We start from the raw sequence: 25,568 nt of genomic DNA, 5'->3' as shown, positions 1-25,568 counted from the left end.
ACAGTGGCGGGATCGCCACGGTTCAAAAGGATCGCGCCAAGCCGTCCCCGCGCCGAGGGAGGGGCTACTCGCCCCGGGTGAAGGTGCGGCGGTACTCGCTCGGCGTCGTGCCCAGGATCCGCTGGAAGTGCGTGCGCAGATTCGCGCCCGTCCCGAGTCCGACGTCGGTGGCGATCTGCTCGACGCTCCGCTCCGAACGCTCCAGCAGCTCGCGGGCCAGGTCGATGCGGGCGCGCATGACCCATTGCATTGGCGTGTACCCGGTCTCCTCGACGAAGCGGCGGGAGAACGTGCGCGGTGAGACCGCGGCCTGCCGCGCCAGGATGTCGAGGGTGAGGGGTTCGCCGAGTCGGTGCAGGGCCCACTCCCGGGTGGCGGCGAAACGCTCGCCGAGCGGCTCGGGCACGCTGCGCGGCACGTACTGGGCCTGGCCGCCGCTGCGGTAGGGGGCCGCGACCAGGCGCCGGGCCGCGTGGTTGGAGGCGGCCACCCCGAGGTCGCCGCGCAGGATGTGCAGACACAGGTCGATGCCGGAGGCGGCGCCGGCCGAGGTCAGCACGCTGCCCTCGTCGACGAACAGCACGTTCTCGTCGACCCGGACGAGGGGGTGCTTCGCCGCGAGGGCCCGCGTGTAGTGCCAGTGGGTCGTGGCGCGCCGGCCGTCGAGCAGACCGGTCGCGGCCAGGGCGAAGGCGCCGGTCGAGATGGCGGCCAGCCGTGCGCCCCTGTCGTGGGCGGCGACCAGGGCCTGGACGACGGCCGGCGGCGGGTCCTCACGGTCCGGGAAGCGGTAGCCGGGGATGAACACGAGGTCCGCCCACGCGAGCGCCTCCAGGCCGTGGGCGACGTGGTACGACAGCCCGTCGCCGCCGCTCACCAGCCCGGGTGCCGCACCGCACAGCCGTACCTCGTACGGCATGCTCGCGCGCGTGGTGAACACCTGCGCGGGGATGCCGACGTCCAGCGGCTTGGCGCCTTCGAGGACGAGAACGGCGACGCGGCGAAGGCGGGAGGCTGACACGGGGACAGGCTACGAGGCGGTCAGGCGCCCTCGACGGTCGCGGTGACCGGTGTGCCGATCTCGACGGTGCGGCTGACCGTGCACTGGCGGTCGTGGGAGGTCTTCACCGCCCGGGGCAGGATGGCGCGGGCCCGGTCGGCGCCCTCGCCGTCGGGGAAGGTCACGGTGAAGGTGACCGCGAGGTCGGTCATCCGGTTGCCGAGTTCGTCGCTGACCTTGTTGCCGCTCACCTCGACGGTGAAGGTGTCGGGCTCGGCGTGACGGCTGGTGGAGAGGTCGACGTCGACCGCCGTGCAGCCGCCGAGCGCGGCGAGGAGCAGTTCGACGGGGGTGAACTCGGTGTCGGCGCCGGTGCCGAAGCTGATCGTGCCGCCCCGGGTGTTGGTGGCGGTGAAGTGGCCGGTGCTGGTGCGCTCGACGGTGACGGACCGCGCGGAGTTTTCGCTCATGACGAGGACATTAGTGCGGGGTGCCGAGCGGCGCCCACGGGCCCTGCCCCTGCCTCGGTGCCCCGGCCCGCCCGGTGAGGGCGCCCGCGCCCCGTGGAGTCGAGGACCCTCACCGTCCGCCTACCGCTGGCGAGCTTCTCGTGCGGCCGACGGCACAGACGGTACGTGACGTCGTGGAGGCGGATGGTCACAGCGGCGGCCGCGTACGTCCGGCCGTCGATGAGGTCCCGCGGCGTGGCCGATCGGTCCCGGCGAGGGGTGCCGGACCGAGGGCTGATCCGCTCATGCGGCAAGGCTGTCCGCGAGGCCGCCGTCGTCCGAGGCCAGGCCCGCCGGCCTGACGGACCGGCGATGCGGGGTGCCGCCTCTCACCCGTGCAGCGACCGGTACGCCTCGACCGCCCCGGGGTGCAGCGGCACGCTGCCCGTGCCGATCAGGCTGCGGACGTCGAGGAACTGCGCTCCGACGGCGCCCTCGGGGACGAAGGCGGGGGCGCGCAGGACGAGGAGCCGGGTGAGGGCGTCGGCGGTCTCGGCGGCGAGGTCGGGGCGGCAGACGAGGAGGTTGGACACGCCGATGGTGGCGACGCCGGCGGCGGCCCGGTAGGCGTCCTGCGGGAGTTCCACCTCTTCGAGACCGGAGGCGGCCAGCCCTGCGGGGCCCGCGACGCCGGGCAGCAGGCCGGCCAGGGACAGGAAGCGCAGCCCGGGGTTCGTGTCGAGGTTCGTGAGGGTGGGCAGGGGTACGCCGCCCGCGACGAGCAGTCCGACGACGGAGCCGGTGCGCAGCTCGCGGGCCGCGTCGGCCAGCCGCAGGTGGCGCACCGGGAGGTCGGTCCCGGGGGTGAGGCCGGCGGCGTGCAGGAGGCGTTCGCCGAGCAGGGCGGCGCCCGAGCCGGGGGCGCCGAGCGAGACGGGGTGTCCGGCGAGGTCGGCCACCGAGCGGACGGGCGCGTCGGCGCGGACGGCGAACTGGAGGTAGGTCTCGTAGACCCGTCCGATCGCGCGCAGGGGCACCGGGCGGGGGAACAGCGTGGTGTCCTGGGCGGCGCGGGCGGTGTCGGTGAGGACCAGCGCGAGGTCGGCCTTGCCGTCGCGGATGAGCTCGATGTTGGTGATGCTGCCCGCGGTGGTGCGGATGCGGCAGCTCAGGCCCGGGTGCGCCGCCTCCAGCTCGGCGGCGAGGAGGCGGCCGAAGGCGGCGTAGAACGCGGTGGGTTCACCGGTGGCCAGCCGCAGGATGCCGCGGGGGCCGGGGCGCCGGGTGGAGGTGTCGGCGGTCAGGGCGCCGCCGAGGGCCGCGGCGGCGGTGAGGCCGAAGGCGCCGCGCAGTGCGGTGCGGCGGTTCACCGGGACCCTCCGCTCGGCAGGACGGCGCGGACCCTCAGGCCGTGCGGGTGTGCCGGGGCAAGTTCGAGGCGGCCGCCCCTGCCGGCCAGGAGCTGTTCGGCGATGGCGAGGCCCAGTCCGGTGCCGGAGGTGCCGTTCTGGCGGGTCGAGCGCCAGAACCGGGTGGTGGCCTGCCCGAGTTCGTCCGGGGTGAGGCCGGGGCCGTCGTCGGTGACGGTGAGGACCGTGTCCGGGCCCTCGGTGGTGCAGCGGAGCTCGACGTGGGCGCCGTGGCCCGCGTACTTGATGGCGTTGTCGAGGAGGACGTCCGTGATCTGGGCCAGTTCGTGGTCGGTGCAGGCCGCCGCGGCAGGGGTGTCCGCCGTGACGGTCAGGTCGACACCGGCCCGGTGGGCGACCGGTTCCCACACCCGGTGCTGGGTCAGGGCGACCTCGGCCGCGTCGCAGTAGGCGTCGAGCGGGTCGGTGACGTTGAGTTCTCCGGCGCGGTGCTCGGCGGTGGCGAGCGTGAGCATGTCGTCGAGGAGGGTTTCGAGGCGTTCGAGTTCCGTGGTGACGCCCTGGTAGGTGCGGTCAGCCGAGTCGGGCAGGTGGGCGGAGAGGGCGTCCACCCGCAGGCGGAGCGCGGCCATGGGGTTGCGCATCTGGTGGGAGGTGTCGGCGACCAGCCGTCGCTGCTGTTCCAGAGCGGCGGTGACCGCGCTCGCCATCCGGTTGAAGCCGGTCGCGAGCTGACGCAGTTCGGGCGGTCCGCCGGCCCGGGTGTGGTCGGGTGGCAGGCCCGCGGCGAGCCGCCCGACGGCGCGGTCTAGGCGGCGCAGGGGGCTGACCACCCAGCGGGTGGCGGCACGGGCCAGGACCGTGCAGGCGAGCGCGACCAGGGCGGTGCCGGCCAGGACGGCGCTCCACCGCCAGGTGATGTCGTCGGCCGCCGTGCCGACCGAGGCGCGCAGCACGACGGCTCCGGAGACCTGGGTGCCGGTGCCCGCGGGTTCGGCGAACATGCGGGGGGCGCGTGACCAGGGGTGCAGCGAGCCGGTGGGGTGCGCGGTCTGGTTGCGCAGGGCACCGTCGACGAGCCGCGCCACCTCGGGGTCGGAGGCGTGCATGCCGCCGGTCTCGACGACCGCGCGGCGGCGCGTGTCGGTGACGACGAGGGGTTCGCCGTAGAGCTGGGTGTAGCGGCGGGCCTCCGCGGTGAGCGCGGAGGTGTCTCCGGTGCGGGCGGCCTGGTCCATGAGGGAGGCGAAGCGGTCGAGGTCGGAGCTGCGGGCGAGGACGAGCTGCTGGGTGCGGTCGGAGGCGGTGAACAGCAGCAGCGGGACGGCGAACGCGGCCACCGCGAGGACGCCGAACATCAGCAGCACGGCCTGGACCCTGGTGCGCACCTGCGGTTCCTCAGTCGCCGAGGCGGTAGCCGAAGCCGCGGATCGTGGTGAGCAGTTCGGGGCGGCCCAGCTTGGTCCTGAGCTGGGTGAGGTGGACGTCGAGCGAGCGGGAGACCGCGTGGTAGGCGTCGCCCCACACCTCGTCCAGCAACTGCTCCCGGCTGACGGCGGTGCCCGCCCGGGCGGCGAGCACGGCGAGGACGTCGAACTCCTTGGTGGTCAGCTCCACCGGTGCCCCGGCCACCCGGACCCGGCGCGCGTCGAGGTCGACCTCCACGTCGCCGACCCGGACCGCCGGCAGGGACGAGGTGTCGCGCCGGGACGCGGTGCGCCGGGTGACGGCCTCGATGCGGGCGAGGAGTTCCTTGAGGCGGACCGGCTTGACGAGGTAGTCGTCGGCGCCGAGCCGCAGCCCGCGCACCACGGAGCGTTCGTCGCCGCGGGCGGTGAGCACGACCACGGACATGTCGCTCACCGTCCGCAGCTTGCGCAGCACGTCCAGGCCGTCGGTGTCGGGCAGGCCCAGGTCGAGGAGGAGCAGGTCGGAGCTGCGGTGGTAGGTCAGCACGTCCCGGCCGTACCGCACCCGCCGGGTGACGTGCCCGTGGTCGTAGAGGACCTCCACCAGCGCGGCGGCCACTCCGTCGTCGTCCTCGGCCAGAAGTATGTCCACGCCGCCCGCCTCCTTTCGGCCTCCACCGCGACGCCACCCGTGTCCGAAAGCCATGGGTCACGGTCCGAATGTAGACCACGTTCCGGTGAGCCCCGCAGCTCTGTTAAGGAGGCGTTAGTTCTGTGCCGGGCGCTCTGCCCACGCCTCCGACCTGGGCCGACGCTGCTCCCGTCGACGACGACGCCGTAAGACGGAGGTAGCAGCACATGATCATCGACTGTCACGGGCACTACACGACCGCGCCCCCGGCGCTGGAGGCGTGGCGGTCCCGGCAGGTGGCCGCGCTGGGCGATCCGGCGGCCGCCCCGGCCCGGTCCGACCTGCGCATCGGCGACGACGAGCTGCGGGAGAGCGTCGAGCCGAACCAACTGCGGCTGATGGACGAACGCGGCATCGACCTGACGGTCTTCTCGCCCCGTGCCTCCTTCATGGCCCACCACATCGGCGGCTTCGAGACCTCCGCCGCCTGGGCCGCCGTCTGCAACGAGCTCTGCCACCGCGTGGCCACCCTGTACCCGGAGCGGTTCGCGCCCGCCGCGATGCTCCCGCAGTCCCCCGGCGTCGACCCCGCCACCTGCGTCCCGGAGCTGACCCGCTGCGTCGAGGAGTACGGCGCCGTCGCGGTGAACCTCAATCCCGACCCCTCCGGCGGCCGCTGGACGGCTCCCCCGCTCACCGACCGCTCCTGGTACCCGGTCTACGAGAAGCTGGTCGAGTACGACGTCCCGGCCATGGTGCACGTCAGCACGAGCGTCAACCCCGCCTTCCACACCACGGGCGCCCACTACCTCAACGCCGACACCACGGCGTTCATGCAGCTCGTCCAGGGCGACCTCTTCGCGGACTTCCCGACCCTGCGGCTGGTCATCCCGCACGGCGGCGGAGCGGTCCCGTACCACTGGGGGCGTTTCCGGGGCCTGGCGATGGCACTGGGCAAGCCTCCGCTGGAGGAGCACGTCCTCGGGAACGTCTTCTTCGACACCTGCGTGTACCACCAGCCCGGCATCGACCTGCTCTTCGACGTGATCCCCAAGAAGAACATCCTGTTCGCCTCGGAGATGATCGGCGCGGTCCGGGACGTCGACCCGTGCACCGGCCACCACTTCGACGACACCGGCCGCTACGCCGAGGCCGCGAAGCTGCCCGCCGACGACCTGGCCGCCGTGCGGGAGCACAACGCGCGTGCCGTGTATCCGCGGCTGGACGCCCTGCTGCGTCGACAGGGGCGCTGATCCACGTGCACCTGCTCTCCCCCAAGTCCCCCGGCTGGCTCGACTGGTGCCCCGACCCGTCCGTCCCCGCCTTCCGGCTCCCGGCCGGCACGGTCGACACCCACTGCCATGTCTTCGGCCCTCAGGCGCGGTTCCCGTTCGCGCCGGAGCGGAAGTACACGCCCTGCGACGGCGGCAAGGAGCAACTGTTCGCCCTGCGCGACCACTTGGGCATCGCCCGCAACGTCGTCGTGCAGGCCACCTGTCACGGCGCCGACAACAGCGCCATGGTCGACGCGGTCCGCGCGGCGGGAGACCGCGCGCGGGGCGTGGCGACCGTACGGCCCGACGTCGAGGAGGCCGAACTGCGGGCCCTCCACTCGGCGGGCGTCCGCGGGGTGCGGTTCAACTTCGTCCGCCGGCTGGTGGACACCGCCCCCGAGGACGACCTGCGCACGATCGCCGCGAAGATCGCCCCGCTCGGCTGGCACGTCGTCCTGTACTTCGAGAGCGCCGACCTGCCCGAACTCGCCCCCTTCTTCGCCTCGTTGCCCACACCGCTGGTGGTGGACCACATGGGCCGGCCGGACGTCACCCGGCCCGTGGACGGCCCCGAGTTCAGCCGGTTCCTGCGCTTCGTCGACGCCAACGACGTCTGGGTGAAGGTCACCTGCCCCGAACGCCTCAGCGTCACCGGTCCCGCCGCCCTCGACGGTCAGCGCGACGCCTACACCGACGTCGTGCCCTTCGGCCGCCGTGTCGTCGAGGAGTTCGGCGACCGGGTGCTGTGGGGCACCGACTGGCCGCACCCCAACCTCACCGACCACATGCCCGACGACGGGCTCCTCGTCGACCACGTCCCGCACATCGCTCCCACCGAGGAGCAGCAGAGGCTGCTGCTGGTCGACAACCCGATGCGCCTGTACTGGCCCGACGAGGCCTGAGGACGTCTCCGCCTTCCCCTCCCACTCCGACAAGGGCCGCACATGCAACGAGCCAACGCGCTGAACCGGCTGGACCGACTGCCGGTCTCCCGCTTCCACAAGGTCACCCTGCTGGCCGTGTCGTTCGCCTACTTCTTCGAGTTCGCGGACATCAACACCTTCGCCACCACCGCCCCGAAACTGATCGACCTGTGGGGCATCACCGTCGACCAGATCGCCTACGTCACCTCCCTGTCGTTCGTCGGCATGTTCATCGGTTCCGTCGTCGCCGGGACCATGGCCGACCGCTGGGGCCGCAAGCGGACCCTGCTGCTGACCACGCTGTTCTTCGGGGTGTTCTCCTTCGCCTCGGCGTTCTCCTGGGACCTCGTCTCGCTGGGCGTGTTCCGCGTCCTGACCTCGGCGGGGCTCGCGGCGATGACCGTCGTGGCGGTGATCTACGTCAACGAGATGTACCCGTCCGCCGTCCGCGGGAAGTTCCAGGCGTACGCCATCGTCATCGGCATCTGCGGCACCCCGGCCACCAACCTCATCGCGAGCGCGGTCGTCCCGCTCAGCGACTGGTCGTGGCGGCTGGTCTTCCTGTGGGGCTCGCTGGGCCTGCTGCTCGTCCTGTTCACCCGGCACCTCAAGGAGTCGCCGCGCTGGCTGGAGAGCCGGGGCGAGCACGCCGCCGCGGACGAGGTCCTGCGGGAGATCGAGGCCCGCGTCGGCGCCGAGAAGGGCCCGCTGCCCGCACCGGCGCCGCCCGTCGAGGAGGCCCCGGCGACCAGGACCTCCCTGCGGGTCCTGCTCCAGCGGAAGTACCTGATGCCGACCCTGCTGCTCACCGTGCTGTGGGTGACCCAGACCATCGGCTTCTTCGGCTACTCGAGCTGGGCGCCCACCCTGCTGGCCAAGGAGGGCTTCAGCGTCGAGAAGTCCGTCTTCTACGTCGCCCTCACCACCGTCGGCGCCCCGCTGGGCTCCTACCTCGCGGCCCTGGTCACCGACCGGTTCGAACGCAAGTGGTGCCTGGTCGCCTTCGGCACGGTCATCGCGCTGTGCGGCCTGCTGTACGGGCTGACCTTCAACCCGCTGCTCATCGTCGTGTTCGGCTTCCTCGTGAACCTCTTCGAGCGCGGCTACACGGCCCTCGGGTACGCCTACTCCCCCGAACTGTTCGACACCCGAGGCCGTTCCCTGGGCACGAGCGTGTCGTACGGCCTTGGGCGTCTCTCGAACGCCGCGGGTCCCCTGATCGTCGCGGCCCTCTACAACGGCCACGGGTACCAGAGTGTCTTCTACTTCATCGCCGGCACCTGGCTGGTCGGCGCGATCGTCCTGGCCGCCTTCGGTCCCCGCACCCGGCCGAAGCGCGTTCCGGTGAACCAGCCACGACGGGAGAGCGTGGCCGGTTGACACCTCCGGTGGAGGTCGAGGGGCGTCCCTCGGCCTCCACCGCCTGCGTGGGCCGGATCGCGGTGGCCACGGCGGGCGGGCCGCCGAGCCGCGCAACGGGCCTGCGCATACGGTGGGTTGAGGACGGTCGCGAGAGTTGCCCCGGGGCTCCGGTGGGCGAACGGGCAACACCGTCCGGTCCCCCGCGCCCGCGTCCGCGCCAAGCCATGGGCGTCCGCGACGACTGCGCCCGGTGTCCCAGGCAACTCCGCGCCTCAGCCGCTCGGTTCGCCGTCGGCCGTCCCCCGGAACGAACACAGGTGCCGGAGAGGGGACTTGTGAAGTGTCAGTCCTCGCTCCGGCACCGGTCGGGCGGCGCTAAGCCGTCACACACGGAAGATCTCGAGGAAGCTGCTCCAGAAGCCCTTCTTGGCCGGCTTCTGCGTCGCGGCCGGCGCGGGGACGCGGGCCGCCTGCTGGGGCTGCTGGACGGCGGTCGGACGGGGCGCGGTGGGCACGCCGTACGCCGAGGCCATCCGGGTGGCCGGGGTGGGGCTGAACTGCACGGGGAGGGTGGCCAGGGCGCGGTGGAACGGGCCGGGGCGCCACTGCAGTTCCTGGGCGGGGACGCTCAGGACCAGGTCGGGCAGGGCGTTCAGGATCAGCTCGATGGCGGTGACCGCGATGACCTGGGCCGGGCTCTTGGCCGGGCAGGCGTGCGGACCGGCACCCCAGGCGAGGTGGGCGCCGCGGCTGTGGGCCTGGCCCGACGAGGTGAGCGCGGGGTCGCTGTTGGCGCCCGCGAAGCTGATGACCAGGGGGGAGTTCGCCGGAACCACCACTCCGCCGAGGTCGACGTCCTGGAGCGGGAAGTGCGTCGCGTAGTTGGCGATGGGCGGGTTGTTGAGCAGGACGTGGTCGAGGGCGTCCTCGATCTGCATGCTCGGGCCGTTCCCACCGTCCCGGTCCAGGAGCAGGAGCAGGGAGTTGGCGATGAGGTTGCGCTCGGGCTCCACGCCGGCGCCGATCAGCATCACGAGCTGGTCCTTGAGCTCCTCGTCGCTGAGACCGGCGGGGTGCTGGACGAGCCAGGAGGTGATGTCGTCGCCGGGTTCGCGGCGCTTGAGGGAGACCAGCTCCATGAAGCAGGCGGTGAGTTCGTCGCTGGCCTTGAGCGCGTCCTTGCCGTCGAACATGTCGGCCATCGCGCTGGTCACCCGGTCGCCGATGCTGGCGGGGCAGCCGAAGAGCTTGTTGATCATCAACATCGGCAGCAGCTTGGCGTAGTCGTTGATCAGGTCCGCCCGGCCCCGCTCGCTGAACTGGTCGATCAGGTAGGCGGCGATCGGCTCGACGTCGCGGCGGATGCGGGTGACGTTGAGGCGGTCGAGGCTCTCGGTGACCGCCTTGCGCAGCCGGAGGTGCTGGGCGCCGTCCGTGAACAGGCAGTTGGGCCGGTACGCCATCATCGGCAGGACGGGGCTGTCGAGGGGGACCCGGCCCTCGTTGAGGGCGGTCCAGCGGCGGCCGTCACGCGCGAAGAGGTTGGGGTTCTGGAGCACGCGCAGGGCGGTCTCGTGGTCGACGACCAGGGTGGCGTCGACACCGGGGGCCAGTTCGACCGGGCCGGCGGGGCCGTGCGCCCGGAGGTAGTCGTAGACCTTCTGCGGGTCGGCGGCGAACGAGCCGTCGTACATGGGGCATCTGGCCGCACCGGTGGCGGCCGTGTCGTGAACGTCCATGTCTGTGTCCTTTGGTGGCCCGGACCGTGCGGTCCGGGCGGGGGGTGGTGGTTCAGGCTGCGCGGTCGAGCAGATGACGCACGAGGGCGATCAGGGCGCGGGCGGAGGAGCGCTGGTCGCGGGCGTCGCAGTAGATGACGGGGGTGTCCGGGAGCAGGTCCAGCGCCTCGCGGATCTCCGCCTCCTCGAAGTGGCTGGTCTGCGAGAAGGTGTTGACGGCGATCGCGTACTCGAGGCCGTACTCGTCGATCAGGTCGATGACCGGGAACGTCTCCTCCAGCCGCGAGGGGTCGACCAGCAGCAGGGCGCCGAGCGCGCCGCGGGCCATGTCCTCCCAGAGCTGCATGAAGCGCTGCTGTCCGGGGGTGCCGAACAGGTACAGCACCAGTTCGTCGCTCAGGGTCAGCCGGCCGAAGTCCAGCGCCACGGTGGTGGTCGCCTTGTCCGGCGCCCCGCGCAGGTCGTCGACGTGCATGGACGCCTGGGTCATCTTCTCCTCGGTGCGCAGAGGAGTGATCTCCGACAGGGACCCGATGAAGGTCGTCTTGCCCACGGCGAAGTGTCCGACCACCAGGATCTTCGCGGCGGTGGTCACCTCGGAGGAGACGTAGATGGAGCCGTTCGCCCCGGGGTCAGCCGATGTTGAGGGTTTCGAGTCCATGCAGAACCTTCTCGAGTATCGCTCGGGGAACGTGCTGGGCGGGGGCCGGTTCAGCGCGGCGCATGAGGTGCCCCTGCTCGAATAAATCGGACAGCAGCAGCCGGGCCACGCCGACGGGCAGGCCCAGATGACCTGCGACTTCGGCGACCGACAGGTAGCCGCCCGAACACAGCTCCCAGATGGCCCGGACTTCGGGGCCGGCCCCGAGCGGCAGGGTCCGGTCGGGGGCGATGCACACCAGGGTGTGCAGGGCCAGGTCGTCGTCGGAGGGGAGACGACGGCCGCCCGTGATGACGTAGGAGCGGACGAAGTCGCTGGTTACCGGTGCGTCCTCGCCTGGCCAGGTCATGCGTCCACGCCGGTGTGCTGGCGCGGCGTGGCGCTCATCGCCTTGGTCAGCGCGCCCACCGTCTTCTGCATCCGGATCGACATGGCCTCCATGTCGACGTCCAGGGCGGTCGAGACGGCGAGGTAGGAGCCGCTGCCTCCGGCGATGAGGAAGATCCATCCGCCGTCGAACTCGATGAGCGTCTGCTTCCACAGGCCCTTGCCGCCGCCCACGAAGGGGGCGACGCTGCGGCACAGTGACTGCAGGGAGCTCATCGCGGCGGCGTTCCGTTCGGCGTCGTCACGGACGATGCCGTCGGAGCGCTGCATCAGCAGGCCGTCCGCCGAGACGAGGATGGCGTGCCGGGCTCCGCGTACCTCGAGCACGTCGTTCAGCACCCACGACAGGTCGGGATTCACTGGTTCTGAGGTCCTTCCGTGTTGTCCGAGTCCCGCCCGAGCAGGGTTCCGCGAGCGAATGCCTTGAGCCGTGAGGCGGTCTCCTCGCCGGCCGCGTCCAGGTCGGGCACCTCGACGCTGGGCGTGGCGACCACGGAGACGGTGCCGTTGCGGCGGCGCCGGCGCTTGGGCAGGCCGCCGGCCGTCTGTCCGACGACGAGGGAGGCGACCGGGGTCGGCTTGACCGCGACCGGCTCGCCCTCGTGGTCGTCGAGTTCGACGGGTGCCGGTGCGGGCACGTCCGCCGTCAGGAGGTTCTCGGGCACCCGGATCACGGCCCGCACACCGCCGTAGGGGGAGACCGCGTCGACGGAGACGTGGAACCCGTAGTGGGCGGCGAGCTTCCCGGAGAGGGCGAAGCCGAACTTGGGCGGGTCGCCGAGGCTCGTGATGTCCACGGATCCGCCGGAGGTCAGCAGGGACGCGGCGCGGGCCTTGGTCTCCTGGTCCATGCCGAGGCCGGCGTCGTCGACGATCAGGCAGATCCCGGTGGGGACGGCCTGGATGTTGATCTCGACGGGGGTGCCGGGGGCGCTGTACTTGGTGGCGTTGTCCAGCAGTTCGGCCAGGACCATGGCGACCGGTTCGACCGCCCGGCTGGTGATCGCGACGTTGGCCTGCGAGTGGACCTTGACCCGCTCGAAGTCGCGGATCCGTCCCTGGGCGCTCCGGGCGACGTCGTACACCGAGGCGTCCCGGTCACGCCGGCCGAGCCAGCCGCCGCAGAGCACGGAGATGCCCTTGGTACGGCGGCTGAACTGGCTGCCGGTGTGGTCGACCAGCATCAGGTCGGCGAGGACAGCGTTGTCATCGCCGTACTTCTGCTGGAGTCCGTCGAGCAGGGCCAACTGCTCCTCGGCGAGGGTGGCCAGGGTGCCGACGGCCGACTTCAGGGTTGCCTTGGTCGCCGACTCGGCGTCCTTGCGCACCTCTTCCAGATCCGCGGCGTGCCGGGCGCTCACCGACGAGTACGTCGTCTGGAGCTCGGCGAGCTGACCTCGCACACTCGCCATGTCGCCGTGCAGTTTGTTGTTGTTCGCGCGGAGCTGGATGTTGGTTCTCCGTGCGCGCATCACTGCGAAAACCGCAGCGATGAGTACCACGAGCAGGACCCACAGGAGTGGATCTTCGAACAATGACGTCATGAGACTCTCTTCAAGTCGCCTCGCGTCGGGAGACTGACCGTGCATGGGACCCCGGAAATGCCCACCGCCGAGCGGCGCGGGCGTTACCGGCGGACCAACCGTCACTCCTTCACGATGGGGCCGTTTTGGCTGTCCCCCGTACGCGCGCATGACGCGTCGTCAGCCTACTGAAAAGTGTAATGATCTTATCAGTCGTCACAGTGTCAACAGGCGTACCTGGTGCCACACTTGACGACTCTCCACAAAGATCCCGCAAATGGCCTCGGCGCCCGCGGCCGGCGGTCGTCACCGCCCCGCGCTCCGGACCCGCACCCCGGCCGTCCGGTGTCGCCCGGCCGGCGGCTCAGGGCTCTGATCGCCACCCCGGCGGCCGCACGGGATCACCTGTCGCGGCCGCTCGTCCGTGATCGACGGCCGCAGCCTACCAAGGCGGTGAGAACACGTGCCGCCCGCGGGCGGAAACTCGTTTGCGGCCGGCGCGCCCGCCCCCGACCCTTGCCTCATGCCCTATCTCCTGCGCGCTGCCGCGCCCACCGACGCGCCGGCCGTCACCGAGTTGCTCAACGAGATCGACCGGATCGAGATCGGGCGGCCCGAGACCGATCTGCACACGGTGGAGTCCGACCTGGCCCATCCCGAGGTGGACCTCGCCCGCGACTCCTGGCTGGCCTTCGACGGACCCCGCCTGGTGGCGTACGCCCTGGTCTGGGACGACTCGAAGGGCGAGCGCATCGACGCCGACCACTACGTCCTGCCCGACCACCAGCAGGCCGGCGAGCTCCTCCTGGAGGCGGTCGAGGCCCGGGCGCTGGAGAGGGCCCGGGCGAACGGCGCCTCGAAGGCCGTGCTCCACCTGCACCTCAACTCGGCGCCGACGACCGACCTCGCGCTGATCCGGGCGCGCGGATGGTCGGCCGTACGCCGCTATCACGTACTGGAACGGCCGCTGCGGGCCGGCGAGGACCTGCCGCCCCGGCCGCCCGCGGGCGTACGGGTGCGGTCCTGCTCCGACGAGGCGGACCAGAAGCAGGTGTACGCCCTCTACCAGGCCGCCTTCGCCGAGCACTTCGACTTCCAGCCCCGCTCGTACGAGCAGTGGCTGGCCGACATCCACGCGGACCGGCTCGACTGGTCACTGGTGTGGCTCGTCTCCACCGACGACCTCGGGGACGCCGGTTTCCTCATCTCCCGCGACGACCGCGAGGCCATGGGATGGATCCGCAGTCTCGGCATCGTCCGCGAGGCCCGCGGCCGGGGCCTGGGCGGACTGCTGCTGCGGCAGGCCTTCGCCGCGTTCGCGGCCCGCGGGCGGGAGACCGTGGGACTGGGCGTGGACACCGAGAACGCAACCGGGGCCCCCGCGTTGTACGAGCGCAACGGAATGTCGGTCCATTACGCCGTCGACACCTGGGAAATCGTGCTGGGCTGAAAAGTGAACGCCGCGGAAAATCTCTATTGATTCCCGTCGCGCAGCAACGCACAGACGAATTTCTCCTGCAACGCCCGCATTCTCTGCAACCCCTGGGCGTCCGAGGATTGCGTGATCTGGGCGGTGACGGAGAAGGTCAGTGATCGGCGGCCGTCGGGGGTGGCCGCGATCAACTGGGTATATCCGAGCGTGTTCCCGGTGTGGCCGAGGACGACACCGCATCGCGTCTCGTACCGGAAGACGGCCAGACCAGCGGAGTTGCGGCCCGGACCGGCCGGTTCGGATGCGCCCTCGACCCACTGCCGCTGCTGCTCGACGGTCGACCGGTCGTACAGCCGTCCGGGGGCGTAGCCCCGGATGAACCGGGTCATGTCGGCCGGCGTGGAGACGATGCCTCCGGAGGCCCAGACACCCGACATGCCGATGACCTCGCTGACGTCCTGCGGGGACCCGGCCTCGCTGACGTCGTAGCCGTGCAGGTAGGGCGTCGGCATCCGGTTGCCCTGCGGGAGAGTCGTGGACTCCAGCCGGAGCGGCTCCTGGACGAGATCGCGCAGAAGGTCCTCGTACGACTTGTGCGTCGCCGCCTCCGCCATGAGCGCCACGGCGATGTTGTCCGAGTTCGAGTAGCGGTACTGCGTGCCCGGCTTGAAGAGCAGGGGGTCGTCGGCGATGTAGTCGAGCAGGCGCCGGGAGTCGAAGTGGTGCAGGGGATCGGCCCGGAGTTCGTCCACGAACCCGTCGCTCTTGGAGTAGTCCGGCAGGCCGCTGGTGTGGCTGAGGAGTTGATGGAGCGTCACGGACGCCCAGGCGTCCGGGAGTTGCGGAAGCCGTTCGCCCAGCGTGTCGTCCAGGCTCAGAGTGTCACGGTCGACCAGGGTGAGGGCCACGGCCCCGCTGAATGCCTTGGCGGTGCTCGCGATGCGCATGTGGTCGTCGGAGCCGGGCGCCCGGTCCGTGCCCACCTCGGCGACTCCGGCGCGCACCACACGCGTCCCGTTCTCGGTGCGCAGGACGGCGATGGCCCCGGGCGGTCCGCCCGTGCGGTTCACGAAGGCGTCGAGCTGCCGCTGGAGCGACTGGTCGCCCGACGGTTCGTCGGCGGCACCGGCGGCCGTCACCGGGGTCAGCGCGGTCAGGCAGACCGCGAGGACGGTGGCCGCTCGCAGGCGGGATCGGCGTAGAGACATGGGGGCTCCCGGAAGTGGGGACGTCATGGCCCGCCGAGCGTCACCGGGAGCGACCATCCCCTGCTTCCCGGGCACCTGTGCACGGACCAGTGGCAGGGCCACGGAGTGGTCCCGTGAATTCACCCCGCCGAGGTACGGTCCGAATTCGGTTTCCCAGACCCAGAATAACCACGTCGATTTCGAGGTGCCACGCGAGCCGCTTCAGGCGCTCGCCGCATCCGGGGCCGGCGCCTGTCCTTCTGCCCGAATGCAAGTGGCTGCCCGCCGGTGGAATCACCGGGCGGACAGCCACTTCACTACTTGTTCGTGCCGGTCTGTGTCACATCGAGCGGCGGCTGGTGCGTCGCAGGAGGACGAAGCCGCCGATCAGGAGGACCGCGCCGAGTGCGGCCGGCCACAGCTGGGTGCCGGTCTCGGCGAGACTGCCCTGGTCGCCCTGAGGTGCGGGCTGGGCGATGGCGGCCGGGCCGCTGGGGGCGGTGTTGTCCTGGGCGACGGGCTGGGTGGCCTGGTCGTCGCCGGACACGTTCCCGTTCTCGGTCCCGTTTCCGCTGCCGGTGCCGGTGCCGGGCGAGGGCGCGGTCGTGCTGTGGGCGGTGGGTGAGCTGTAGGTCTTCGGTTCGTTCTCCGCCGGCGCGGTCGTCTGGTCATCTGCCGGGGCTTCGGCGGTCTGCGTCGGTTGCTGCGGCTCGTCGGTTCCGAGGTTGTTCCCTGAGCCGTTGTCGTTGTCGTTGCCGTTGTCGTTGTCGTCGCCGTTGCCGTTGTCGCCGCCGTTGTCGCCGTTCCCGTTGCCCGGGTCCTGGCCGGCGCCGGGGTCGGGGGCGGTGCCGCCACCGTTGCCGTCGTCGCCGCCGTTGTCGCCCCCGTTGTCGCCGTTGCCGTTGTCGCCGTTCCCGTTGCCGTCGTCGCCGCCGTTGCCCGGGTCGTCCTGGCCCGTGCCCGCGCCGCACTCACGGCCGTCGTTGATGCAGCCGACCATCTCGTTCATCAGGTTCTCGTCGAAGACGTTGATGAAGTCGCCGTGGTCGGTGACGGGCTTGTGGAGCTGCTCCGGGAAGGAGTCGACCGCGAACAGCGGGGTCGTGCGGCCGCCGTCGTTCAGGCTCGGTGCGTCGATGTCGTAGACGATCCGCTGGACCAGCTGCGGGATGGCCCGGAAGCCTTCGGGGCAGGTGCCGTCGTTCTGGGCGAACGCCACGTGGGTGCGGTGGTTGGCGCTGTCGATGTTGCGGCCGTCCCAGCAGCTCTGGAACTTGAAGGTGCGCACCACGTCACTGCCCTGCGGGCACAGCGGGTACTTGTCCTTCAGCTGCCGGTCCTCGAAGCCGGTGCAGCTCCACGACGCGTTGGCGTTGGCGGTGCCGTTGACGAAGGCCTTGGCGTCGCCGGTGATGATGCGCAGCAGCCGCGGCATCGCGGTGACCTTGCTGCGGGGGTTGCCCACGAACGTCAGCGTCACTTCCTTCGGCGTGACGATCTCACCGGCGTTGCCCTCGATGCCGCCGCCGGGCTTGGCGGCGTCCTGCTCCTGCGTGCCGTTCTGGAGCCGGATCACGGGCCAGTAGTACGTGGACTTGTCGCCCTGGTCGACACAGCTCGTCTCGGCGTTCGCCAGGTTTTGGTCACTGGCGAAGGCGGTGTTGGACTGGTTGCCGATGTAGTCGTGGAAGTGGTGGGCGCCGTTGGAGACACCCGGGGCGACGATGACGTTGTCCGAGTTGAACAGACCGTTGGCGTTCACACCGCAGCTGGTGACGAAGGTGCCGCGGGAGGCGTCGCCCTGAGCCTGCGGCGCCTGCGCGGTGGGGGGAGCGGTGTTGATGTCGGCGTAGTCGGCGGCGACGGGACCGTTGCCGGCCTGTCCGCCGTTGCCCTGCTGCTGGCCGCCCTGGTCCTGGCCGTCGCCCTGCTGACCGTCCTGGTTCTGGCCCTGCTGGTCCTGGCCTTCCTGGTTCTGGCCGTCGCCCTGCTGGCCGTCCTGCTGCTGGTCCTGACCGTCGCCGTTCTGGTTCTCGGTCTCGCGCAGGGTGCAGTCGGCCATGTCGCCGAGGCCGTCCTGCTGTCGGCCCGCGCCCTGGAGGGCGGCGGTGATGCGCTCGATCGTGGCGGCGCGGTTCTCCTGGAGCGGCTCGACGATGCGGTTCTGCGCGGACTCGCGGCTGTCCACCGTCGGGTCCTGGAGCTGCCGGTAGGCCTCGGCTATCTGCTGGTCGAGGAAGGCGAGGTCCTTGTCGACCTCCGCTCTCGACGCGTCCGGCACGTCGGTGAGCGTGTCGCCGACGTCGGGGCAGTCGATCGTGACGGCTCCCCACGACGTCTGCTGCGGTGTGCCGCTCTCCGTGGCGGAGGCGTACACGTTCGCCGCGACCAGGCCACCACCCCCGAGCATCAGGGCTACTGCGGCGAAGGTCGCACGTCGTGCGCCTGTCGGTCGTCTGCGATTACTGCGTCCCACGGAACTACTCCTGCGCGTGTCGGCTGTCCGGGCATGCACATCCCTCGCCCCATACGGACGGGGGGCCCGGTGTGTTCAAGTGCCTCGGAAATTCACAGCACCCTCATACGGAACACCGGGTTCCACCACTCGCTCCCGAACCCCTGTGCAGGGAAAACGAGATGACCCGCACCTGTCCGCGCCCTACGGTTCTCGTCATGAACAGCACGGCCACCGGACGCCTCCTGAACGTCGTGGACGTCGAAGCCACCTGCTGGCCCGGCTCCCCTCCCCCACGCGCGGTCAGCGAGATCATCGAGATCGGGCTGACGGTCGTGGACCTGTCGACCGCCGAGCGCGTCGAGCGGCACCGGATCCTGGTGCGGCCAACCCGCTCCGAAGTCAGCGACTTCTGCACGGAGTTGACGGGCCTCACCCAGGAAGAGGTCGACGCGGGCCTGCCGTTCGGGGAAGCGTGTCGGCTGCTGGCCGCCGAACACGCCTCCGGGGCGCGCCCGTGGGCGAGTTGGGGCGACTACGACCGTCGCCAGTTCACCCGGCAGTGCGGGGCCACGGGGACGCCGTACCCCTTCGGCCGCCGCCACACCAACGCCAAGGCGGTCTTCACCGAGGTGCACGGTCTCCGCAAGCGCCCGGGCATGGCCCAGGCCCTCGCCCTCGCCGGACTCCCCCTGGAAGGGCGCCACCATCGCGGCGAGGACGACGCGTGGAACATCGCGGCCCTGGTGCTCCACCTGGCGGAGCGGAACGCCTGGCCTCCGGAGTGAACGACCACGTCACCGAGCCCGGGGGCGGCGCCCCGGTCGTGGCCTGAGCCGTGATCACCGCGGACGTCCCCACACCCGCCGGGATCGCCGCCAGTCGCGGCCCCGCCCTCCCCCCTCACGCAACCTCAAGGCGGCGAGTCCCACCCAGCCCGACACCAGCACCGATGAGCCACCTGGCCGTTCCCGCCCAGGGGGAACCGTGCGATCACCCCCACACACCCGCAGCCGACGATCGACCCACCACCACGGCCGGTCGGCCACCCTGCCCTTCCCCAGGCCCCGCCGTCTCGCCCGGCCCCCTGCCCATCCCCGAGGTGCCACCGTGTCGAAGCACTCACCCCGGGTACCCGGACCTCGCCGTCACGGCCCCTCGGGTGCGGGCCGACCAGGAAGGGGGCACTGATGACGCAGCACGCCGACGACGACGTCAACCGCCACGGAGGCGCCGCCGCACTGCGACTCGCCACGGGGAGCGCTGCCGACGCGCTCGCCGCGAGTCTGCCTGTCGACCGCAACCAGGCGATCCTGGAGGCGGCCAAGCAGGTCGGCGCGATCCTGAAACGGGAAGGGCACCCGTTCGCGCTTGCCGGCAGCGTCGCCGTGTACGCGCACGGCGGCGCCCAGAATCTCCAGCACGACGTCGACTTCGCCATCCTCCCCGAGGACGCGCAGTCCGTGGCCAACACCTTGCGCGAGGCGGGTCTGGAGGTCCGGACACCTCCGGAGGACTGGCTGCTGAAGGCCGACTGCATGGGCCAGCAGGTCGACCTGATCTTCGAGCTGGCCCACCAGCCGGTCACCCGGGAACTGCTCGCGCGGGCCGACGAACTCTCGGTGGACTCGGTGTTCATGCCCGTGCTGTCGCCGACCGACCTGCTGCACAGCCTGCTGTCCGCGTTCTCCGAGCACCACTGCGACTTCGGTGCCGTCCTGCCGATCGCCCGCGCACTGCGCGAGAAGGTCGACTGGGACGCCGTACGCCGGGACTGCGGGGACGCGCCGATGCCGGACGCGTTCTTCTACTTCCTGGAACGGCTGGAGGTCATCGCGCCGAGGAGCGAGGAGGAACGGTCATGAACGGGTCCGCGCCCGAACACTCCGAGGAGAACATCGAGTACCGGGTCGCCCACCTGCGCGACCGGCTCGCCGCGGAGGAACTCGGCGAGCTGGGAGTGCGCGCCGAGGTGCGGGCCGGGGCGGTCGTGGTCACCGGGACGGTGCCGTCCGCGCAGTGCCGGGAGACCGTGCTGCGCACCGTCCGCGAGGAGCTGGCCGGGCTGTCCGTGCACACCGACGTGGTGGTGGCGGAGACCGCCACGCCCGATCATGCGGAGGAGCTGCCGTGATCCGCGTCGCCGCCGTGGGGGACATCCACATGGGACTCGAGAGCCAGGGCGTGCTGCGCCCCGCCTTCGACACCCTGCCCGACTGTGCCGACCTGCTCCTGCTGGCCGGGGACCTCACCCGGCACGGCACACCGGAGGAGGCGCGGGTGGTGGCCCAGGAGGTCCGGGACCTCCCGGTGCCCGTCGTGGCGGTCCTCGGCAACCACGACCACCACGACGAGCAGCCCGAGAAGGTCGCCGCCCTCCTGGAGGACGCCGGGGTGCGGGTGCTGGAGGGCGAGGGGACGGTCGTCGAGTGCGGCGGCACCCGCGTGGGCATCGCCGGCACCAAGGGGTTCGGCGGCGGGTTCGTGGGCCGCAGCGCCGGCGAGTTCGGCGAGCCGCTGATGAAGGAGTTCGTACGGTACTCACGGCGCTGCGCGGACGGACTGCGCACCGCACTGGAGGAACTGGAGCGGCAGGGCTGCCGGAGGCGGGTCGCGCTCACCCACTTCTCCCCCGTCGCCGACACCCTCGCCGGTGAGCCGCCGGAGATCTACCCGTTCCTCGGCAGCTATCTGCTGGCCGAGGCGATCGACACCGCGGGGGCCGACCTGAGCGTGCACGGACACGCCCACGCGGGCACGGAGCACGGGATGACGGCCGGCGGCGTACGGGTGCGGAACGTGGCCCAGCCGGTGATCCGGCGGGCGTTCAACGTCTACCACCTGCACGCCGACTGAAACCACGACCGGACCGGGCGTCCGCCCGCCGGCTGAGTGCCCCTCAGCCGCGGACGGACGCCCGGTCGTGGTCCTCCCAGGCCGCGTCCCGCAACTCCGGGCGCAGCAGGACCTCCACCGCGGTGCAGGCCAGCGCCTCCGCCGCCGCGAGCATCACCTGCCGGCCGCGCTCGGAGCCGGCCGCGACCGCGAACTCGGGGGTGTGGTCGGAGGCGTCCTCCTCCATGATCGCCACGAAGGGGTGGATGGCGGGCACCCGGCCGCTGACGTTGCCGACGTCGGAGGAGCCCAGGTAGACGCCCGGCGCGGGCGGCGTCATCGCGATGCCCGTCCCCGCCAAGTGCCGGGCGAACCGGGCCGAGAGCACGGTACTGTCCCGGAAGTGCTCGTAGCGGGGCGTGGCGCGTTCCACGGTGACCGTCGTGCCCGTCGCCCGCGCCACGCCCTGGGCGCACGTCAGCAGCTCCCCCGCCAGGTCCTCCAGCGCTGCCGTCGTCACCGCGCGCAGCCCGAACAGGCCCTCCGCGTACTCGGGGACGATGTTGGTCGCCGTGCCGCCGTCCGTGACGATGCCCTGCACGTGCGAGCCCTCGGGCAGTCTGCGCCCCACCACGGCCAGCGTGTTGAACAACTGGATGAGCGCGGCGAGCGCGTCGATGCCCTCGGTGGGGTTGCCGGTCGGGTGGGCGGCGCGCCCGCGGAACCCGACCCGGTACTGGGCCTGCGCGGTCAGCGGCGCCCACTGCCAGTTGTGCACGCCGGGGTGGAACATGAGCGCCGCGTCGACGTCGTCGAACACCCCGGCGTCGGTCTCCGCGACCTTGCCTCCGCCGCCCTCCTCCGCGGGGGTGCCGATGGCCCACACGGTGCCCGCGTCGCGGTCGAGGACGGCTCGGGCGGCCAGGGCCGCGCCCAGTCCGGCCGCGGCGATGAGATTGTGGCCGCAGGCGTGGCCGAGGCCGGGCAGGGCGTCGTACTCCAGCATCAGGGCGACCGCGGGGCGGGTCCTGGTGCCGGAGCGGGCGGTGAAGGCGGTGGGGAGTCCGGCGACGTCCCGCTGCACCTCGAACCCGGCCCATTCGAGTTCTCCGCACAGCAGGGCGGCCGCCCGGTGCTCCTCGAAGGCGTACTCCGGGTCGGAGTGCAGCATCCGCGCCATGTCCCACAGCCGATCCGCGCGTGCGGCCACCTCTCCGCGCACTCGCGCGAGAACGTCGTCCACGGCGTCGGTCACATCGGCCTCCCAGGGGCGTCGTACGCATGTGTCCCGGTGCGGGTTCCTTCCAGCGGCCCGCCTTACACCCGGGGCACCGTTACCGGCCACGGGCCACGGGTACTCCGGGGCGGACAACGGGAGTTCGACGCCATGGACATCGCCGTCGTCGACGGCCGTATGGCGGGCGCACGGGGACGGGCGACGGACCGCGTCAGCCGGGGCGCCGACTGGGACCCCGCCTCCAACAGCCCCTGCTCAAGGCCGCGGCCGCCTCGCTCACGCTGGGCGCCCGCGCGGACGGACGGTACGCGCCGGCGCCGACCACCACGGCCTCGGCGCCGTCGGACGCCGGCTCGGTGCCGGCCACGGCCGGCGGGCGGCAGGCGTACGCGACCCAGGACGGTGAGCCGGGAGGCACGTCATGACTGGTCGCGCGAGCACGCCCGGCGGCTCGTCGAGTTCGCCGCGGCCGAGGGGCTGCGCCTCGACGACGACACTCCCGGACCCACCTCCGGTGAGGGACCGGAGGGCCTGCTTCTCCTGCACGACCTGTGCGCCCTGCACCTGGCCGCCACGGAGAACTCGCTGCACTGGGAGATGCTCGCGCAGGCCGCACAGGCGACCCGGGACGAACGCCTGCTGGAGCCGGCGTCGGCGTGCCACCCGCAGACGCTGCGCCAGATGCGCTGGACCGACACGTTGGTCAAACAACTGTCCCCACAGGCCCTGACAAGCCTGTGACCAGGCATAGAGGGTGCGGCGCAGGGCACCCGGGGGACGGAGGTGAAGAACATGGGACACGGAGGAAACGTCATCGACGAGCTGGTGACGGATCACCACGAGGTCGCGGAACTGTTCGGGAAGATCGAGGCGCTGGCGCCCGGCGAGAAGAACCGGAAGGTCTACGCCGACCAGGTCACCATGGAGCTCATCCGGCACTCGGTCGCGGAGGAGGAGTACCTCTACCCGGCCGTGCGGGAGCACCTGGTCAACGGGAACACCATGGCCGACCGGGAGATCGAGGACCACTCCAAGGCCGAGCAGCTCATGAAGGACCTGGAGAGCTGCGAGGCGGACGATCCCGAGTTCGACCGGCTCGTCGGCGAGCTGATGACCGAGGTCCGCTCGCACATCGCCGAGGAGGAGGAGACCCTCTTCCCGCAGCTTCGTGTCGCGTGCTCGGAGAAGGAGCTGAACGAGCTGGGCGACAAGGTGCGCCGCGCCAAGAAGATGGCGCCGACCCGCCCGCATCCTTCGGCCCCGGACACTCCTCCGGCGAACAAGCTCCTCGCTCCGGGAACCGGCCTCGTCGACCGGCTCCGGGACGCCCTCTCGGGCCGCGGCAAGGAGGACTGAGGCCCGGCGAGCCGGCCGGGGGCGCCGGCGGCCACGGCCCGCATCGGACGGCCACGACTCCTTTCCGGCCGGCAGCTCGACCGGGCGGCGTCGGCATCGCGCGGGCCGGGCCCCGGTGCCCGCCGCCCGCCGCCCGTCCTCAGTCCTCAGTCCTCAGTCCTCAGGCCGCCAGCGCCTCGTCCGGCCCCAGCCGGTCCAGCAGCCCGCCGCGGTGCAGACCGGCCACGTCGGCGAGCAGGTCCGGGTGACGGAGCAGGGCCGCGGCGTTCCGGTCCGTCGTGTCCGGGGCGAGCAGCCGGCGGAACGCGGCCGGGGAGCCCTTGGTGTGCTCGCCCCCGGCGATGCGGGCCACCGCGCGTGCGGCCAGGCCGGGGTCGGTGAGCAGACAGGCCGCCCAGCTCGCCACGACCTCGTCCACCCAGGTGCACCAGGCGTACTCCTCGGCGTCCCGGTCGGCTGCGGTGTCCGCGCCGGTGACCCAGTCGAGGCGGGCGGAACCGCCCGGGCCCACGATGCCGACGAGAGCGGCGTCCATCGCCGTCGGATAGCGCAGCCACGCGGCGACCGTGACGGCCTGCCGGGCCTGCACCTCGCACAGTGCGGCGGCCAGCGCGCCGCCCGCCGGCGGGTAGGCGCGGGTCAACCAGTGGGCCGTCGCCGCGATGACCGGGGAGAGATCTGCTTGCACTGCCGGGCCGTCCGAGGTGCTGGTGGGAGAGGGAACTGCGCGAAACGGTAGCCCGCGCCCCCGCCAGGACGACATGGCTCCGGCCTCACCCGGCACGTGGCCTCGGCCACACCGGCACCCTGCGCCCTTACACCTCCAGCCAGAACCGGGTGCGCTTCAGCCACAGATCCAGCAGCTCCGAGTCCCCCCGCGTCTCGACACCGGGCGCCGGGCGGGCGTAGAGGAACAGGAGCAGGTCCGTCACCGGCCCGCACACGCGCACGGCGGCCTCGCCGGACCCGCGCCGCCACACCGGCCGCTCCCCGCCGAGGTCGAGCAGCCACTGTCCCGCCGCCCCCGCGTCGAAGCCCAGGGCCCGCCCGTGTCCGAGGAGATCCGGCACGCCCGGCAGGGGTTCCCAGGCCTCGGGGACGGTGGAGAACTCCAGCCACTCCTCGACGGCGTCCACCGCGAGCGACTCCTCGACCTCGAACTCCGCCCCGGTCACGAGGGCCGCGTCGGCGCGGTGCAGGAGAGTCTCGTAGGTCATGCGCCGGGCCCAGAACATCGAAGTCTGCGTGACGAGTTGCTCGTCGGCGGGGGTCCACACCGGCATGTCGGGGCCGGCCGCGCGCAGGGTACCGGCCAGTCCCGCGGCGCCCTGGACGAGCCAGCCGCCGAGCGCCGAGTCGTCGAGGTGAGCGTAGGCCGCGGGGTCGTTGACCATGTCGTCGTCGGTCGGCTCGGCGGCCCGGGTGCGTACGATCTCCTCTGCCCACCGGTGGTCAGCGCCCACGTGCCGCAGCAGCCGGCCGAGGTCCCAGCCGGGGCAGGTGGGCACCGGGGCGGTGGGATCGGCGCCCTTGACGTGTCGGGCGAGCAGGTCGGTCTGGGCGACGATCGCGTCGCAGTACTCCTCGAAGGTCAACAACGCTTCCCCCTTCGCTGCACGATTCGTTATCCCTGCCACCTAACCTGACTCCCTCCGGGACCACCACTGAATAGAGGGAGACACAGCCATGCTGGTCAGGGCGGGGAACACGTGGCTGTGGACGGCCCATGCGGCGTTGCTGGCAGGTGTGCTGACGGGCTGTTCGGAGGCCGCCGACGGAGACGACTCCCAAGCGTCCACGCGGCCGTCGGCGTCGGCGTCGGCGGAGACGTCCGGCGCGGGCGACTCGGCCGCGCCCCGCGGCGGCACGATCGGCGCCGCGGGCTCGGCGTGCGAGCTGCCCGTCGCCTTCGACACGGCGAAGAGCTGGAAGGCCGAGGCGGTGGAGGCGCCGCTGGACCAGGGGCCCGTCTCCCTGGCGTGCGAGATCGACGCGAAGCCCGCGGGCAACATCGGCTTCCTGCGGGTGTGGGCCGGGAAGCCCGGTGACGCCGACGCCCGGACCGTGCTGGAGGCCTTCGTCGCGGCCGAGGAGGGGGTGAGCGGCGCGAAGTACAGCGCCTTCACGTCCGGCGGCCTCTCCGGCGCCAAGGTCGAGTACCTGTACACCAGTGAGCTCCTGGAGGAGACGAAGAAGGAGAGCGCCTTCGCCGTCACCACCGCGGAGGGGCCGGTGGTGGTGCACCTCGGCGGGCTCGACACCGAGGAGCACGAGGAGATGCTCCCGGCGTACGAGCTCGCACGGCGCACCCTGCGGGCCGTCTGAGCCGGCGTCCTGC

The 25,568-nt window shown here is 71.9% G+C and carries 25 protein-coding genes and 1 pseudogene; 11 read left to right on the top strand and 15 right to left on the bottom strand.

Going from position 1 to position 25,568, the window contains the following annotated elements; translation table 11 throughout:
• Nucleotides 1-64: 64 nt before the first annotated feature.
• The 5 genes from ACIQJT_RS04230 to ACIQJT_RS04210 form a co-directional block, all read right to left on the bottom strand.
• The gene (locus ACIQJT_RS04230) at nucleotides 65-1,021 is read right to left on the bottom strand and encodes a GlxA family transcriptional regulator (RefSeq protein ID WP_402639680.1); all 957 of its coding nucleotides are present in this window, start codon (nucleotides 1,019-1,021) and stop codon (nucleotides 65-67) included.
• Between the two features lie 20 nt (nucleotides 1,022-1,041).
• Nucleotides 1,042-1,470 (bottom strand): OsmC family protein, encoded by a 429-nt coding sequence (locus ACIQJT_RS04225; protein ID WP_402639678.1) that lies wholly within the window; start codon nucleotides 1,468-1,470, stop codon nucleotides 1,042-1,044.
• A 368-nt stretch (nucleotides 1,471-1,838) separates the two neighbouring features.
• Entirely contained in the window at nucleotides 1,839-2,819 is a 981-nt protein-coding gene (locus ACIQJT_RS04220) for a TAXI family TRAP transporter solute-binding subunit (RefSeq protein WP_402639676.1), read from the bottom strand.
• Nucleotides 2,816-4,207 (bottom strand): ATP-binding protein, encoded by a 1,392-nt coding sequence (locus tag ACIQJT_RS04215; protein ID WP_402639674.1) that lies wholly within the window; start codon nucleotides 4,205-4,207, stop codon nucleotides 2,816-2,818. Before ACIQJT_RS04215 ends, ACIQJT_RS04220 begins: the two co-directional genes overlap by 4 nt.
• Before the next feature lie 10 nt (nucleotides 4,208-4,217).
• A complete protein-coding gene (locus ACIQJT_RS04210; protein WP_365462423.1) occupies nucleotides 4,218-4,880 on the bottom strand; it encodes a response regulator transcription factor in 663 nt (220 codons plus the stop codon).
• 206 nt (nucleotides 4,881-5,086) lie between these two features.
• Here ACIQJT_RS04210 and ACIQJT_RS04205 point away from each other — a divergent pair, with 206 nt between their 5' ends.
• The 3 genes from ACIQJT_RS04205 to ACIQJT_RS04195 are packed head-to-tail and all read left to right on the top strand — an operon-like array spanning nucleotide 5,087 to nucleotide 8,436.
• Nucleotides 5,087-6,112: an amidohydrolase family protein gene (locus ACIQJT_RS04205; protein ID WP_402639671.1), complete on the top strand. Its 1,026-nt coding sequence runs from the start codon at nucleotides 5,087-5,089 to the stop codon at nucleotides 6,110-6,112.
• 5 nt (nucleotides 6,113-6,117) lie between these two features.
• On the top strand, nucleotides 6,118-7,035 hold the full coding sequence (locus ACIQJT_RS04200; protein ID WP_402639669.1) for an amidohydrolase family protein: 918 nt from the start codon (nucleotides 6,118-6,120) through the stop codon (nucleotides 7,033-7,035).
• Nucleotides 7,036-7,077: 42 nt separating this feature from the next.
• Nucleotides 7,078-8,436, top strand: a complete 1,359-nt coding sequence (locus ACIQJT_RS04195; RefSeq protein ID WP_402639667.1) for an MFS transporter — start codon at nucleotides 7,078-7,080, stop codon at nucleotides 8,434-8,436.
• A 365-nt stretch (nucleotides 8,437-8,801) separates the two neighbouring features.
• Here ACIQJT_RS04195 and ACIQJT_RS04190 read toward each other — a convergent pair whose 3' ends face one another.
• The 5 genes from ACIQJT_RS04190 to ACIQJT_RS04170 are packed head-to-tail and all read right to left on the bottom strand — an operon-like array spanning nucleotide 8,802 to nucleotide 12,749.
• Nucleotides 8,802-10,157 carry a cytochrome P450 gene (locus ACIQJT_RS04190; RefSeq protein WP_402639665.1) on the bottom strand — a complete coding sequence of 452 codons (1,356 nt, stop codon included), beginning with the start codon at nucleotides 10,155-10,157 and terminating at the stop codon, nucleotides 8,802-8,804.
• Nucleotides 10,158-10,209: 52 nt separating this feature from the next.
• Nucleotides 10,210-10,818 carry an ATP/GTP-binding protein gene (locus ACIQJT_RS04185; protein WP_365462413.1) on the bottom strand — a complete coding sequence of 203 codons (609 nt, stop codon included), beginning with the start codon at nucleotides 10,816-10,818 and terminating at the stop codon, nucleotides 10,210-10,212.
• Nucleotides 10,790-11,167, bottom strand: a complete 378-nt coding sequence (locus ACIQJT_RS04180) for a DUF742 domain-containing protein (protein WP_053853025.1) — start codon at nucleotides 11,165-11,167, stop codon at nucleotides 10,790-10,792. Before ACIQJT_RS04180 ends, ACIQJT_RS04185 begins: the two co-directional genes overlap by 29 nt.
• Nucleotides 11,164-11,565 (bottom strand): roadblock/LC7 domain-containing protein, encoded by a 402-nt coding sequence (locus ACIQJT_RS04175; RefSeq protein ID WP_053853026.1) that lies wholly within the window; start codon nucleotides 11,563-11,565, stop codon nucleotides 11,164-11,166. The genes ACIQJT_RS04180 and ACIQJT_RS04175 overlap by 4 nt, the downstream gene beginning before the upstream one ends.
• Nucleotides 11,562-12,749, bottom strand: coding sequence for an ATP-binding protein (locus ACIQJT_RS04170; protein WP_402639662.1), 1,188 nt, complete (start codon nucleotides 12,747-12,749; stop codon nucleotides 11,562-11,564). Before ACIQJT_RS04170 ends, ACIQJT_RS04175 begins: the two co-directional genes overlap by 4 nt.
• A gap of 502 nt (nucleotides 12,750-13,251) precedes the next feature.
• Here ACIQJT_RS04170 and ACIQJT_RS04165 point away from each other — a divergent pair.
• Nucleotides 13,252-14,178, top strand: coding sequence for a GNAT family N-acetyltransferase (locus tag ACIQJT_RS04165; protein WP_365462409.1), 927 nt, complete (start codon nucleotides 13,252-13,254; stop codon nucleotides 14,176-14,178).
• Between the two features lie 23 nt (nucleotides 14,179-14,201).
• Here ACIQJT_RS04165 and ACIQJT_RS04160 read toward each other — a convergent pair whose 3' ends face one another.
• Entirely contained in the window at nucleotides 14,202-15,368 is a 1,167-nt protein-coding gene (locus ACIQJT_RS04160; protein WP_402639659.1) for a serine hydrolase domain-containing protein, read from the bottom strand.
• 319 nt (nucleotides 15,369-15,687) lie between these two features.
• The gene (locus ACIQJT_RS04155) at nucleotides 15,688-17,757 is read right to left on the bottom strand and encodes a DUF1996 domain-containing protein (RefSeq protein WP_402639657.1); all 2,070 of its coding nucleotides are present in this window, start codon (nucleotides 17,755-17,757) and stop codon (nucleotides 15,688-15,690) included.
• A 263-nt stretch (nucleotides 17,758-18,020) separates the two neighbouring features.
• Here ACIQJT_RS04155 and ACIQJT_RS04150 point away from each other — a divergent pair, with 263 nt between their 5' ends.
• The 4 genes from ACIQJT_RS04150 to ACIQJT_RS04135 all read left to right on the top strand — a co-directional run bounded on the left by ACIQJT_RS04150 (nucleotide 18,021) and on the right by ACIQJT_RS04135 (nucleotide 20,658).
• Nucleotides 18,021-18,590: an exonuclease domain-containing protein gene (locus ACIQJT_RS04150; protein WP_402639655.1), complete on the top strand. Its 570-nt coding sequence runs from the start codon at nucleotides 18,021-18,023 to the stop codon at nucleotides 18,588-18,590.
• A gap of 402 nt (nucleotides 18,591-18,992) precedes the next feature.
• Nucleotides 18,993-19,667, top strand: coding sequence for a nucleotidyltransferase domain-containing protein (locus ACIQJT_RS04145; RefSeq protein ID WP_402639653.1), 675 nt, complete (start codon nucleotides 18,993-18,995; stop codon nucleotides 19,665-19,667).
• On the top strand, nucleotides 19,664-19,936 hold the full coding sequence (locus ACIQJT_RS04140; RefSeq protein ID WP_365462401.1) for a BON domain-containing protein: 273 nt from the start codon (nucleotides 19,664-19,666) through the stop codon (nucleotides 19,934-19,936). The genes ACIQJT_RS04145 and ACIQJT_RS04140 overlap by 4 nt, the downstream gene beginning before the upstream one ends.
• Nucleotides 19,933-20,658 (top strand): metallophosphoesterase, encoded by a 726-nt coding sequence (locus tag ACIQJT_RS04135; protein ID WP_402639651.1) that lies wholly within the window; start codon nucleotides 19,933-19,935, stop codon nucleotides 20,656-20,658. The genes ACIQJT_RS04140 and ACIQJT_RS04135 overlap by 4 nt, the downstream gene beginning before the upstream one ends.
• Before the next feature lie 43 nt (nucleotides 20,659-20,701).
• Here ACIQJT_RS04135 and ACIQJT_RS04130 read toward each other — a convergent pair whose 3' ends face one another.
• Nucleotides 20,702-21,892, bottom strand: coding sequence for an amidohydrolase (locus ACIQJT_RS04130; RefSeq protein ID WP_402639649.1), 1,191 nt, complete (start codon nucleotides 21,890-21,892; stop codon nucleotides 20,702-20,704).
• A gap of 504 nt (nucleotides 21,893-22,396) precedes the next feature.
• Between ACIQJT_RS04130 and ACIQJT_RS04125 the strand changes: the two are divergent.
• A pseudogene (locus ACIQJT_RS04125) lies at nucleotides 22,397-22,615 on the top strand (hypothetical protein); the annotation flags it as partial.
• 51 nt (nucleotides 22,616-22,666) lie between these two features.
• A complete protein-coding gene (locus ACIQJT_RS04120; RefSeq protein WP_402639647.1) occupies nucleotides 22,667-23,230 on the top strand; it encodes a hemerythrin domain-containing protein in 564 nt (187 codons plus the stop codon).
• A gap of 160 nt (nucleotides 23,231-23,390) precedes the next feature.
• Here the strand turns inward: ACIQJT_RS04120 and ACIQJT_RS04115 are convergent, their stop codons facing one another.
• Nucleotides 23,391-23,918 (bottom strand): hypothetical protein, encoded by a 528-nt coding sequence (locus tag ACIQJT_RS04115; protein WP_402639645.1) that lies wholly within the window; start codon nucleotides 23,916-23,918, stop codon nucleotides 23,391-23,393.
• Nucleotides 23,919-24,045: 127 nt separating this feature from the next.
• A complete protein-coding gene (locus ACIQJT_RS04110; RefSeq protein ID WP_402639643.1) occupies nucleotides 24,046-24,828 on the bottom strand; it encodes a maleylpyruvate isomerase family mycothiol-dependent enzyme in 783 nt (260 codons plus the stop codon).
• An 88-nt stretch (nucleotides 24,829-24,916) separates the two neighbouring features.
• Between ACIQJT_RS04110 and ACIQJT_RS04105 the strand changes: the two genes are divergently transcribed.
• Nucleotides 24,917-25,555: a lipoprotein gene (locus ACIQJT_RS04105; RefSeq protein WP_402639641.1), complete on the top strand. Its 639-nt coding sequence runs from the start codon at nucleotides 24,917-24,919 to the stop codon at nucleotides 25,553-25,555.
• Nucleotides 25,556-25,568: the final 13 nt, after the last annotated feature.

This window comes from Streptomyces sp. NPDC091972 (assembly GCF_044756385.1).
Lineage (GTDB): Bacteria > Actinomycetota > Actinomycetes > Streptomycetales > Streptomycetaceae > Streptomyces.
The sequence above is the reverse complement of the archived record's forward strand: the minus strand, read 5'-3'. Positions and strand labels throughout refer to the sequence as shown.